Annotated in this window: 11 protein-coding genes; 4 read left to right on the top strand and 7 right to left on the bottom strand. The window is 67.2% G+C overall.

Annotation, left to right across the window (positions count from 1 at the left end; genetic code table 11):
* Positions 1-92 precede the first annotated feature (92 nt).
* The gene (locus tag K2Y56_RS19480; protein WP_292511378.1) at positions 93-956 is read right to left on the bottom strand and encodes a DUF3313 domain-containing protein; all 864 of its coding nucleotides are present in this window, start codon (positions 954-956) and stop codon (positions 93-95) included.
* A gap of 341 nt (positions 957-1,297) precedes the next feature.
* Between K2Y56_RS19480 and K2Y56_RS19475 the strand changes: the two genes are divergently transcribed.
* The gene (locus K2Y56_RS19475) at positions 1,298-2,698 is read left to right on the top strand and encodes an MFS transporter (protein WP_292511484.1); all 1,401 of its coding nucleotides are present in this window, start codon (positions 1,298-1,300) and stop codon (positions 2,696-2,698) included.
* A 1-nt stretch (position 2,699) separates the two neighbouring features.
* Here the strand turns inward: K2Y56_RS19475 and K2Y56_RS19470 are convergent, their stop codons facing one another.
* The 3 genes from K2Y56_RS19470 to K2Y56_RS19460 form a co-directional block, all read right to left on the bottom strand.
* Positions 2,700-3,215: a DoxX family protein gene (locus tag K2Y56_RS19470; RefSeq protein ID WP_292511375.1), complete on the bottom strand. Its 516-nt coding sequence runs from the start codon at positions 3,213-3,215 to the stop codon at positions 2,700-2,702.
* A 72-nt stretch (positions 3,216-3,287) separates the two neighbouring features.
* On the bottom strand, positions 3,288-3,413 hold the full coding sequence (locus tag K2Y56_RS19465) for a hypothetical protein (RefSeq protein WP_292511372.1): 126 nt from the start codon (positions 3,411-3,413) through the stop codon (positions 3,288-3,290).
* Between the two features lie 355 nt (positions 3,414-3,768).
* Positions 3,769-4,935 carry a multidrug effflux MFS transporter gene (locus tag K2Y56_RS19460; RefSeq protein WP_366849154.1) on the bottom strand — a complete coding sequence of 389 codons (1,167 nt, stop codon included), beginning with the start codon at positions 4,933-4,935 and terminating at the stop codon, positions 3,769-3,771.
* Positions 4,936-5,196: 261 nt separating this feature from the next.
* Here K2Y56_RS19460 and K2Y56_RS19455 point away from each other — a divergent pair, with 261 nt between their 5' ends.
* Complete coding sequence (locus tag K2Y56_RS19455) at positions 5,197-6,669, top strand: serine hydrolase (protein WP_292511366.1); 1,473 nt, start codon at positions 5,197-5,199, stop codon at positions 6,667-6,669.
* Here K2Y56_RS19455 and K2Y56_RS19450 read toward each other — a convergent pair.
* Positions 6,630-8,471: a sigma-54-dependent Fis family transcriptional regulator gene (locus K2Y56_RS19450; RefSeq protein ID WP_292511480.1), complete on the bottom strand. Its 1,842-nt coding sequence runs from the start codon at positions 8,469-8,471 to the stop codon at positions 6,630-6,632. The two genes, K2Y56_RS19455 and K2Y56_RS19450, sit on opposite strands and share 40 nt — an antisense overlap.
* Before the next feature lie 271 nt (positions 8,472-8,742).
* Between K2Y56_RS19450 and adh the strand changes: the two genes are divergently transcribed.
* The gene (gene adh, locus K2Y56_RS19445) at positions 8,743-10,263 is read left to right on the top strand and encodes an aldehyde dehydrogenase (RefSeq protein ID WP_292511364.1); all 1,521 of its coding nucleotides are present in this window, start codon (positions 8,743-8,745) and stop codon (positions 10,261-10,263) included.
* A gap of 107 nt (positions 10,264-10,370) precedes the next feature.
* A complete protein-coding gene (locus tag K2Y56_RS19440; RefSeq protein WP_292511361.1) occupies positions 10,371-10,796 on the top strand; it encodes a DUF779 domain-containing protein in 426 nt (141 codons plus the stop codon).
* 8 nt (positions 10,797-10,804) lie between these two features.
* Here K2Y56_RS19440 and K2Y56_RS19435 read toward each other — a convergent pair whose 3' ends face one another.
* On the bottom strand, positions 10,805-11,407 hold the full coding sequence (locus K2Y56_RS19435) for a peptidase C15 (RefSeq protein WP_292511358.1): 603 nt from the start codon (positions 11,405-11,407) through the stop codon (positions 10,805-10,807).
* Positions 11,404-12,405, bottom strand: a complete 1,002-nt coding sequence (gene meaB, locus K2Y56_RS19430) for a methylmalonyl Co-A mutase-associated GTPase MeaB (RefSeq protein WP_292511355.1) — start codon at positions 12,403-12,405, stop codon at positions 11,404-11,406. The genes K2Y56_RS19435 and meaB overlap by 4 nt, the downstream gene beginning before the upstream one ends.
* Positions 12,406-12,552: the final 147 nt, after the last annotated feature.

Below are 12,552 nucleotides of genomic sequence, written 5' to 3'. Positions count from 1 at the left end.
CGGCCGGGAAGGGTGCAAAGGCGGGAATGCCGGGAGCGCGTGGAAAACGGCTCCCGCAGATCCCCCATGCGTCCTGTTCAGTCGCCCGCCGCTCAGTTCACGACGGGACGAGCACCCTTGTCGGTCCAGTCCGGCGGCAGACCGAGATAGTCGCCGATGATGCCGTCGATGCCGGGTGCCCGTCCAAAGCGCTCGCAATCCGGATCGAGAGGACGCTCGCCGAGGACGGTGATGCGGACGCGGTTGTAGTTCGGAATCGCGTAAGGTGCCTTGAACGGATCGACACCCGTAGCGACGAAGCCGCCGAAATCCTGGCCGAACTCGCCGGCAAGATCGTAGGCATCGCTGGCCGGGGACAGCCGCGCCTGATTGGTGAAGGCATTGGCCGCCCCGCCCCAGACCATGGCGGCGCGCTGCTCGCGGCGCCGGTCGAGAGCCTCGGCCTCCACCGTGAGGGTGCCAAGGCCGATCGGCACTCGGGGGATCGGAACACGACCGACCGTGGAGGCGAAGCCGACCCCAAGCTGGGAGGCGATGCTGATTCCGGCCGAGGTCGCCAGCGTCGCGCCCGCCGCCGGCACGTCGGTATCGCTGAAGCGGGTCACCATTGCGCGCACCGTCAGATCCGCCTTCTTCGTCGAAACGACGTCGTAGCGGAGCGAAAGCTCGTAGCAGAGGGCGCGGTCGGCCGCGTTCGCAATCAGGCGCCGCTCCTCGTCATTGAGGTTCGGGCCGGCGATGGCCTGGGGAAACACGGTCGGAACGATCCGGACCGTGCGGGCCGCCGCGAGCGCGGCCGGATCGACATAGAGCTTGGCGCGCGTGGTCGTCTCCGAACTCGCGGTCAGCCGATCGTAGCGCGTCAGCGAGCCGGTTTCGTTGAGAAGGATCGTGCCGCATCCAGCCACCAGGGCCAGGACGCCGATGCCAGACGCCAGCTTGGAGAGAGTTCCCAAACGGTCAATTGGTGAAGGTATTCAGACACTTTCGCCGAAGGGTGAGCGCTCGGCTGGACTGTTGCACGTGGCGACGTGCCGGGCGGTTCGCCAGCCTGTGGAAACAATGTAGCTATGCCGTGCCGGTCCGGAAAGAGCATGCGCTACCCCGAGGCCTCCGCCATCTGCCTCCTGTGGCCGTGGGGCAACGAAACGCGGGCACGTCCCGGTTTGCAATCTCATCCGACGATGTTGGTCAATTGGACCCGCGAATGAGATAGAGGCGCGCCTCGGTTCTTCCGCTGGCGAAGATGCCCCGCCGCGATGCAACCACGCCCCTCGACGTTCCCTTATCCAGCCCGATGCGCCGCTCCCAGATCGTCCCTCTCGTCGTCGCCACGGCCCTGTTCATGGAGAACACCGATTCCACGGTGATCGCCACGGCGCTGCCGTCCATTGCCGCGAGTCTCGGCGAGGATCCGATCGCCCTGAAGCTCGCACTCACCGCCTATCTCGTCAGCCTCGCGATCTTCATCCCCATCAGCGGCTGGATGGCGGACCGCTACGGGGCGCGCACAATCTTCCGCGCGGCACTGGCCGTGTTCATGGCGGGGTCGCTCGCCTGCGCGGCCTCGAGTTCGCTGATGGGTTTCGTCGCCGCGAGGTTCCTCCAGGGTCTCGGCGGCGCCATGATGGTGCCGGTGGGGCGCCTCGTCATCCTGCGCAGCGTGCCGAAGTCAGAACTCGTCAGCGCGCTGGCCTATCTCACCATTCCGGCTCTGATCGGCCCCATCATGGGTCCGCCGCTCGGCGGCCTGATCACCACCAGCCTCGACTGGCGCTGGATCTTCTTCATCAACATCCCAATCGGGATCGCCGGGATCGTGTTCTCGACGATCTATTTCGAGAACCTCAAAGAGGAGAGCCATCCGCCGCTCGACGTGGTCGGCTTTCTTCTCTCCGGCCTGGGCCTTGCCCTTTTGATGCTTGGGCTCGCCTCGAACGGGCGTCACCTCCTGCCGGAAGGCGTCTCATGGGGATGTCTCGGCGCCGGCATCGTGCTTCTGGTTTCGTACCTGCGCCATTCGCGCAGGATCGCCCATCCGGTGATCCGACTCGACCTCCTGCGCTATCCGACCTTCCGCGCCTCCGTGACCGGAGGCAGCCTGTTTCGCATCGGAACCGGGGCGATCCCGTTCCTGCTGCCGCTTCTGTTCCAGGTCGGGTTCGGACTCGACGCCCTCCAGTCGGGGCTCCTCACCTTCGCGGCCGCCGCCGGGGCGATGCTGATCAAGCTGATCGGGCCGCGCATTCTTCGCGCCTACGGCTTTCGCCGGGTGATGCTCGTCAACGCGCTCCTCGCCTCGGCCTTCCTCGCGATCAACGGCCTGTTTACGGCCTCGACGCCGCATTGGCTCATCGTCGTGATCCTGCTCGTCGGGGGGTGCGTCCGCTCACTCCAGTTCACGTGCGTCAACGCCTTGGCCTATGCCGATGTCGAAACCCGCGACATGAGCGCCGCCACGAGCCTCGCCAGCGTCGCCCAGCAATTGTCGCTGAGTCTCGGAGTCTCGATCGGCGCGCTCGCTCTCGAATCAGCCGCGGGCTGGGATGGGCGGACCACGATCGCAGCCGCTGATTTCTGGCCGGCCTTCGTCGCCGTGGCGCTGATCTCGGCGACCTCGTTCCTCGTCTTCCTGCGGCTCTCGCCCGATGCGGGTTCGGAGGTGTCCGGTCAGGGCCTCGCGAGCAAGGGTGTCTGATTCAGGCTGCGGCGCGGGCGGGCTTCCTTTGAGCCTGCCGTTTTGGCCGCGGATCGCTCCGGCCGGAAGCCGCGCTCTTCCTGGGAGCTGCTTTGGCGAAAGCCGCCTCGCCCCGACGCCAGCCTTGCCAGCTCCAGGCGCCGGGACCGGCGAGAGCGTAGATCAGGAAGCCCCCGGCAAGGCCGAGATCGGCGAGGAAGAGCGCGCGCTCGGTCAGGCCGGCCGAGCCGGTGAAGTGCCAGAACGGATGCAACAGCACCGCCATTACCGCGGCGAAGCCGGCGAGCGCGAGGCCGCTGAGGCGCGGCAATACGCCGACGACGAGTGCGAGCGGCCCGAAGACCTGGACGATGACCGCCAGAGTCGCAACGAGGTTGGGCATCGGCAGGCCTGCCCCGGCCAGGGTCAGGGCGAAACCTGAGACATTGAGGGCGCGCGCCACGCCCGTGGGAAGGAGCGCTGCGGCCAGCAGCAGCCTCGAGGCGAGAAGCAGGACGTCGTGGCTGCGAGCGATCACGTTCAGTCTCCGTCCGTCATGAGAACAAACGGAGCGTGGACCGATCGGATTGAAGACGGTGTTAAAGCCGCCTCACTCGCCCGGATGGTGCTGACGCTCGGATCTCAGCGAACGCTCGTGAAGGAACACGGCGGCCCAGCCCAAGGTGACCGCCGCGATCGGAGTCACGACGAAGGCGGGCAAGTAGGAAGCGGTCATCGATCGAGATCTCGCAAGACGCGACGAGCGGCTAGATGTAGTCCGACACACCCCAAAAACCAAACGAGAACGCCCAAAGCCAGTTCCGTCGCGCTCGCCAAGGCGCGAAAGTTGCTGACGGTGTAGACGTATCCCGCGACAGGCGTCGCAATGCCGACCGTGAAACAAGCTGTCGAGGCACGATCGAGGGCATTGGCAAGAAGCTTGGTCTGCTCAGTCCGTGAGGACGTCATGTCCTGGCTTCCGCTTTCACATCAGAGCGGTCTAAAGCATAAGCGCCTATTACACACCTGTGGGTTGATTTTTCTCTTCATTACATTCAGAGGTGGAGGACAAGGGCAGGGCTTTGAATTTCTCACCCCGCCACACCCCCGCGAAACAGCCGCCCCCGCTCCGTCCACGCCACCACCGCCAGCGCCAGGGCTCCCAGCCCCGCATAGCCGATGCCGATCGGCAGCACGCTGCCGTCGAAGGCGTGACCGATCAGGAAGCCGCAGAAGGCGCCGAGGATCGTGGTGTAGAAGCCGAGGAACGACGAGGCGGTGCCGGCGATCTCGCCGAGCGGCTGCAGCGCCAGCGCGTTGAAGTTCGGCATGGCGAAGCTGATCAGGAATTGGTTGCAGCTCAAGGCTAGGAGGAACAGCGCCAAAGGCGGCTTGCCCTGGTAGGCGAGGCCAAGCACGACCTGCGCGAGTCCGACGAGGACGAACAGGCTGAGGCCCGCATGCGAGAGGGTGCGCATGCCGAGCCGCCGCACGATCCGCGAGTTGATGAGGGTCGCCGCCCCCATGGCTCCGGCGACCAGGCCGAAGGCGAGCGGGAACAGCGCGCCGAGGTGATAGAGGCCGGTATCGAAGACCTGCTGGGCTGAGCCGACATAGCCCATGATGCAGCCGGTGAGGAGGCCGAGAGCCGTGGCGTAGCCGACGGCGACGCGGGTGTTCAGGGTGATGCGCACGGCCTGGGCGACGGCCTTGAGCGAGAACGGGCGCCTGTATTGCGGGTGGAGCGTCTCGGGCATCCGCCATGAGAACCAAATGACGAGGATGCCGGCGAGTGCCAGCATCGAGACGAAGACGTAGTGCCAGGAGCCCAGAAGCAGCATGAATCCGCCGATGGCAGGGGCGATCATCGGCACGATCAGGAACACCATCATGATCAGCGACATCACGCTCGCCATCTCGCGCCCGGCGAAGCGGTCACGGACGATGGCGGTGGAGAGGACGCGCCCGCCGGCCGCGCCGATCCCCTGGACGACCCGCGCCGCAAGCAGCCACTCGAAACTCGGAGCGATCATCGCGAGGCCGCATCCGGCCGTGTAGATCGCGAGGCTCGCGATCAGGACCGGCCGCCGGCCATAGGTATCCGAGAGGGGGCCGTAGCCGATCTGGGCCACGCCGAAACCGATCATGTAGATGTAGACGAGGAGTTGGAGCCGGTTCGGATCCGTCACGCCGAAATGCGCCTGCATCGCCGGAAAGGCGGGCAGGAGGTTGTCGATCGACATCGCGGTGACCGCCATCATCAGCGCGATGATGCCGACGAACTCGCCGAAGCCGGGACCGCTCCAGAGCGGACCCGAGGGAGCCGGCGTGAGCATCGCCGCCTGGCTCTCGTCAGGAATGTCCGTTGCAACGGCAGGAACGGGCCCGCGATCCTGTTGAGCCGCCGGGAGGATCAAAATGCGAGAATCCTTGGACAAGCCGAAGTGCACAGGGAAGGAGCGTCCAACGCACACTTCGACCATTGCGCGCGACCCCGATCATCTAATCCGGCCGCAAGCATGACGGATCCTCTCGCGCCGCGATCACGCCCCGGCAGGTGCGTCGGCGCACTCTTCCTCGGCATCATCATCGTCGTGGCAGTCGGCCCTGCCGAAGCCGAATCTCCCGCGGATTTCACTCAAAGAGCAGAGGCGCTTATCGCCGGCTACGCGGCCGACGGCATCATCTCGGGCGCCGTGATCGTGGCCGAGGACGGAAAGCCGCTGCTCCGCCGCGCCTATGGTCTCGCCAATCGTGAATGGGGCACCGCCAACACACCCGAGACGCGCTTCCGCATCGCCTCGCTGACGAAGCAGATCACCGCTTCCGCCATCCTCAGGCTCGCGGAAGCGGGACTGCTGGATCTCGACGCCTCCGCCTCCCGCTACGTCACCGACCTGCCGCCAAGTTGGTCGCCGATGACTCTCAAGATGCTTCTCGACCACACCTCGGGCCTCCCCAACATCACGGCGCTACCGGACTATCCCGGGGTCCTGTCGCGGATCGAGGCAACCCCGCGGGCGATGGTGGCGCGGTTGGAGCGCGAGGCGCTGCTGTTCCCCCCTGGTACAAGCCAGGAATACAGCAATACCGGCTACATCCTCCTCGCCCTCGTGATCGAGCGGGTGACGGGCAAGCGTTTTGCCCAGCATGTGGAGGAGGCGATCTTCGCTCCGCTCCGCCTCTCGTCGACGGCCGATGCGGATCCCGGCCGCATCCTGCCGCGACGCGCTACCGGCTATCGCCGTGCGGGTGGCGAATGGCGCAACGCCGCCCCGATCTCCGTCGGATCGACGGCGGGCGCGGGCGGGCTCGTCTCGACTGTCGACGATCTCGTCGCCTGGGACCGGGCGTTGCTCTCCGGGAAAGTCGTCTCCGCCGCCTCCCTAGCGGCGATGACCCGCGACGACGGCTATGGCTACGGCTACGGGTTCTATCTCGGAACAGCCTTCGGCCACCGGCTCTGGTCGCATGGCGGCTTCATCGACGGGTTCACCGCGATCAAGGACACCTATCCCGATCTCGGGCTGACCATCGTGGTCCTCGCCAATACCGAGACTGCACCTGCCCAGACGATCTCACGTGCCCTCGGCGCCCTCTATTTCGGCATCGCGGATCCCGCGCAGAACGTGAGGATCGCGGTGCCGGCGCTCGCCCGCTACGTCGGCTTTTACCGGCTCGATCCGCGCCGCGTCGCCGCCGTGACGCAGCGAGGCGGACACCTCTTCCTGACGCTTCCGGGCAAGCCGCGGCTCGCCCTCGAGCCGGAAAGCGATCGGACCTTCGTGACCGTTGGCGGAACCCGCATCACCTTCGACATCGAGCCGGACGGACGCGCCACGGGTGCGCTGTTGTCGGACCGGGGCGGGGAGAGCAGTGGCCCGCGCCTCGACAACGACTCACTTCGCCGGCGGATCGCCAAGCTGACGCCGCGGGATCTCACAGACCGGGGTCAGGTCTCGCCGATGCCGGCCGAGAGGCAGCGCCGGTAGAGGGTGCTGCGGCTGATGCCGAGGCGCCGCGCCGCCTGCGAGACGTTGCCGCCAGAGGCCGCGAGCGCCGCCCGCATTGCCTCCCTCGCGATCACGTCGAGCTCGCCCCTCGCCGGCTTGGCAGCCTGACGCGGGGGAAGCCGCAGATCCGCCGGGAGTGCGTGTGCGGTAAGGGTCTCGCCGGGCTCGGCTAGGGCACGCAAGGCGCGCAGCGTGCCGACGAGCTGGCGGAAATTGCCTGGCCAATCGCAGGCCGCGAGTTGCGCCTCGCAATCCTCCGAGAGCTTGACGTCGCCCGGCGCAAGGCCATGCCAGAGTGTCCTGACGAGGCCGAGGCGGTCGCCGTTCTCGCGCAGGGCCGGCAGCGCGACGGTGTACCCGGCAATGCGGAAATACAGGTCGGCACGGAACGCCCCCGTCTCGACGAGACTGGGCAATGACCGGTGCGTGGCGCAGATCACCGCGACATTGAGGGCGACCGGGCGGCTCGCGCCCACGGGGATCACCTCCCGCTCCTGCAGGACGCGCAGAAGGCGCGACTGCAGGCTGAGCGGCATGTCGCCGATCTCGTCGAGGAAGAGCAGGCCGCCCTCGGCTTCGCGCAGTAGCCCCTTGGCCCCGGCCTTGCGGGCGCCGGTGAAGGCGCCGGCCTCGTAGCCGAAGAGTTCGGCCTCGATGAGGCTCTCCGGAAGCGCGGCGCAATTGACCGCCACGAAGGGCCGGCCTGCGCGGGCGCTGGCAGCGTGGGCGGCTCTGGCGAAAACCTCCTTGCCGGTTCCGGTCTCGCCCTGGACGAGGACCGAGACGCCGGCATCGATCAGCCGCGCTGACCGGCTTACGGCCGTACTGGTTTCCTCAGAGAAGACGACCTTGGGTGCGGGGACGACGCGGGCCGGTGCCGGCGGCTCCGTCCGCTGAGGCACCCGCGTAAGCGCCGCTCGCTCGCGCTCGATCCGGACATGGAAGCTGCGCCCTGCCCGATCTCGCAGCGTCGCTGCCTCGTCGATCCGGATGGCATCGGGAAACAGGGCGGAGAGAGCGAGGTGGTCGAGGCTGCCCCAGTCGAGGTCGAGGAGCCGCAATCCGTGGCGGTTGGCCGCCACGAGGCGCCGCCCGTCGAACACCAGCACGCCCTCTCGCGGCGTGCCGACGAGAGCGGGATCGGCATGGAGCCGCACGACCTCGCAGCCTCGGAAGCCCTGGTCGAAAGCCCGATGCTCGATGCCATCGACTGCGAGCCGAAGCAGGCCGAGGGCATGGGACGGATGCCGGGAGGCCGGGCTCGAGAGGTCGAGCACCCCCTTCAGCCCGCCGCGCGGATCGAGGATCGGCATCGCCGCGCAGCTCAGGATGTGATGCCCCTGGAAATAATGTTCCGGACCGTGCACTTCGACGGCACGACGTTCGATCAGCGCCGTGCCGATGGCATTGGTGCCCGTCATCGCTTCGGACCATGGGACGCCGGGGCGCAGGGCCACCTGCGTGGCTCGGGCGGCGAAATCGGCATTGCCGAGGCTGTCGAGGATGACGCCCTCGGCATCGGTCAGGATGGCGATCCCGCCAGTAGCCCTGGCATCGGCGTGCAGCGCCTCGATCTCGGAGCGACAAAGACGACGAAGCTCCTCATTGCGTTCCACCACCTGTCGCAGGACGTCGTCCGGCATCGGCTCGACGGTGGGACGCGCGGCACTGTCGAGCCCAGCCTCGGCGCAGCGGAGCCAGGACCTGAGGATCGGGGGCGGAACATCCCGCGGGCTCGCGAAGGAGAGCCGCCGCGCAGACAGGAGTGCCTCCGCATCCATCGCCATCCTCCCGCCCTCGTTGCGCTCACGACCACTGTCGCAAGTTGCTACACCTGTCGCACCTGTCGCGGAACAAGTCGAGGCTGGAGGCCGGAAGCTCAGGACGAGGTGACCTGCTTATGCTAGGCCCTGCAACACGCAGCACATCAAGCAACATGCTCTGGCAATGACTTACCGCATTGCACAAGAACTCGCTCCGCCATGTGGAAGCATTTGGCACACGGTCTGCCAAGGAGTAGAAGGGACCAAACAAACATAACGAGGATTCGCCATGAACAAGCCGGAATTTTTGTCATCCAGCCTGAAGGCGCCGTTCTCCGCGCGCTACGACAACTTCATCGGCGGACAATGGGTTGCCCCCGTGAACGGCCGCTATTTCGAGAACACCTCGCCGATCAACGGCCGTGTGGTCTGCGAGGTCGCCCGCTCCGACGCCCAGGACGTGGAGAAGGCCCTCGATGCGGCACATGCCGCCAAGGATGCCTGGGGTCGCACCTCAGCCGCCGAGCGCGCCCTGATCCTGAACCGGATCGCCGATCGGATGGAGGAGAACCTCGACCTCATCGCCCGGGCCGAGACCTGGGATAACGGCAAGCCGATCCGCGAGACGACCCACGCCGACATCCCGCTCGCCATCGACCATTTCCGCTACTTCGCCGGCTGCGTGCGGGCGCAGGAAGGCTCGATCTCGGAGATCGACCACGACACGGTGGCCTATCACTTCCATGAGCCGCTGGGCGTCGTGGGCCAGATCATCCCGTGGAACTTCCCGATCCTGATGGCGGTGTGGAAGCTCGCTCCCGCGCTCGCCGCCGGCAACTGCATCGTGCTCAAGCCCGCCGAACAGACACCGGCCTCGATCCTGGTGGTGATGGAGCTGATCGCCGACCTTCTGCCGCCCGGCACCATCAACATCGTCAACGGCTTCGGCCTGGAATGCGGCAAGCCCCTCGCCTCCTCGCCCCGCATCGCCAAGATCGCCTTCACCGGCGAGACGACGACGGGCCGGCTGATCATGCAATACGCTTCGCAGAACCTGATCCCGGTGACTCTGGAGCTCGGCGGCAAGTCGCCGAACATCTTCTTCGCGGATGTCGCCAACGAGGATGACGACTTCTTCGACAAGGCCCTGGAAGGCTTCACGATGTTCGCCCTCAACCAGGGCGAGGTCTGCACCTGCCCGAGCCGCGCGCTCGTGCACGAGTCGATCTACGACCGCTTCATGGAGCGGGCGATCAAGCGGGTCGAAGCCGTCGTCCAGGGCTCGCCGCTCGAACCCACCACCATGATCGGCGCCCAGGCATCCAGCGAGCAGCTCGAGAAGATCCTGAGCTACATCGATATCGGCAAGCAGGAAGGCGCCAAGGTCCTCACGGGCGGCGAGCGCAACACCCTAGAGGGCGACTTCGCCGAGGGCTACTACGTGAAGCCGACCGTGTTCCAGGGCCATAACCGGATGCGGATCTTCCAGGAGGAGATCTTCGGACCGGTGCTCTCGGTGACCACCTTCAAGGACGATGCCGACGCCCTGTCGATCGCGAACGACACCCTCTACGGCCTCGGCGCCGGCGTCTGGACCCGCGACGGCAGCCGCGCCTACCGCTTCGGCCGGGCGATCCAGGCCGGCCGCGTCTGGACGAACTGCTACCACGCCTACCCGGCCCACGCGGCCTTCGGTGGCTACAAGCAGTCCGGCATCGGGCGCGAGAACCACAAGATGATGCTCGACCACTACCAGCAGACCAAGAACATGCTGGTCAGCTACTCGGCGAAGAAGCTCGGCTTCTTCTAAGCCGGTCGATCTATTCATGACGCGCCCCGGCCGCGAGGCCGGGGCATTTTCGTTTCCGCGCCTTCAAGCTATCTCGAGACGAACCCCGGGTTCAGGAGATCATGCCGATGAGCGACGTCATCCTCAGCGATCGGAACACGGCCGACCAGGCCGGCGTCGACGGCACGCCCCTTCGGGTCACCGCCACGCCGGCCGCCCTCGCCCTGATCGAGGAACTGCGCGCCGAGCATGGGCCGGTGATGTTCCACCAGTCGGGCGGCTGCTGCGACGGCTCCTCGCCGATGTGCTTTCCCGTCGGCGAGTTCCTCACCGGCGAAAGCGACGTCCATCTCGGCCAGGTGGCGGGGGCCGATTTCTGGATCAGCCGGCCTCAGTTCGAGGTCTGGAAGCATACCCACCTCATCCTCGACGTGGTGCCCGGCCGCGGTGGCATGTTCTCCCTGGAGAACGGACGCGACAAGCGCTTCCTGATCCGTTCGCGGCTGTTCACGGAAGCGGAGAACAATGCGCTCTCAGGTGCCTGCCGCATCTGACCGCCGGATCAGGTCGCGCGACCCCGAGACATCATCAGGATCGCGACATCGACGGCTACCTCGACCAGCCGATCCATGCGGGGGCCGCGCGGAAGGGCCTCGCGCCGAAACGGCGGGATGTGGAGGAAGAGTACGGGGCAGTCCTCCCGCAGGGCCCTGAAGTACGAGGCGTTGCAAAGGTAGCGGCCCGCATCCCGCGACAGGCCCGCATCGATTCCGCGGCTGCGGAGGCGCACAAGGATCGTCGCGGCGACGGCGCCCCTTCGCTGTGCCGGGCCGCCGCGTTCCAGGGCGAGGATGGAGGAGACGCGGCCCGAGGCATCGGGATAGAGGCGGTTCGCGCGGTTGATCGCCCGCGTCTCCACGCGGACGCGTTTCGCCCGGGAGGCAACGCCGAACATCAGGACCGCAGCGGGACGCTCGTCGAGCGCGGGCACCAGTTCCGTCTCGATCGATTCATAGGCGGTGCGCAGAACGAGGAGCCGGGGCCGCACGGCGGTCAGGCGCGGATGGTCGGCCACCCGCCGCGCCAGCACCGCGCTCGGATTGACCGCCATGCCTGGGAACGGCCCGAAGCCGGTGACGAGGAGATGACCGCTCGGCCTCGTCACAGCCCGATCAGGGTCGCGATCGTCTCGGCTCCCGCCGCCGGCGAGCTGTTTCCGGCCGATACCAGGGCCTCCGCCTCCGCCGTCTGACGGCGGATCTCGGCCGAGCCGACGAGGCGCTGGTGCAGGCGCTCATGGACCAGCGCCCACATCCATTTGACGTCCTGAGCTCGGCGCTTGGCGGTGATCTCGCCGGTGGCGGTGAGCTTGGCGCGGTGTTCGACCACCCGCTCCCACATCCCGTCGAGGCCCTTGTTATTGAGCCCGGAGATGGTGACCACCGGCGGCGACCACGTGGAGCTCGGCGCGCTCAGGATGTGAAGGGCTGCGCGGTACTCCGAGGCTGCGGCGCTCGCCCGGCGCTCGCCCCCGCCGTCATCGGCCTTGTTCACCGCGATCATGTCAGCGAGTTCGAGGATGCCCTTCTTGATCCCCTGCAACTCGTCGCCGGCGCCGGGGAGCATCAGGACGAGGAAGAAATCCGTCAGATCCGCTACCGCGGTCTCCGACTGCCCAACGCCGACGGTCTCGACGAGGATCACGTCGAAGCCCGCCGCCTCGCAGAGCAGCATGGTCTCGCGGGTCTTGGCCGCGACGCCGCCGAGCGTGCCCGAGGATGGCGAGGGCCGGATGAAGGCATTGGGGTCGAGGGCGAGGCGCGCCATCCGGGTCTTGTCGCCGAGGATCGAACCGCCGGTGCGGGTCGAGCTCGGGTCCACCGCCAGCACCGCCACCTTGTGGCCGGACGCCGTCAGGTTGGCACCCAGAGCATCGATGGTGGTCGACTTGCCGACCCCGGGAACACCGGTGATGCCGACCCGGATCGCCGATCCCGTATGAGGCAGGACGGCGTCGATCAGGTCGCGGGCGACGGCCCGGTGGTCGGCGCGCTTCGACTCGGTGAGCGTGATCGCCCGGGCCAGGGCGGCGCGGTCACCGGCGAGCAGGCGTTCGCGCAGGGCATCGATGTCGAGGGAAGGAGGCGCCATGGCGCTCTTCATGCCGGGACGGGATCGGTTCGTCGAGGGGGCGCGGCAAGATCTGTGCTCCATCGGCCACAGACCCTGTCGCGATGGCATCGGTGCCTGGATCAAACCTTGACCATGCCCTGCCACGGTCACGATCATGGCCGACACGAGGGCGCCGGC

The sequence above is a fragment of the Methylobacterium sp. genome (genome assembly GCF_019745455.1).
Lineage (GTDB): Bacteria > Pseudomonadota > Alphaproteobacteria > Rhizobiales > Beijerinckiaceae > Methylobacterium.
The sequence above is the reverse complement of the archived record's forward strand: the minus strand, read 5'-3'. Positions and strand labels throughout refer to the sequence as shown.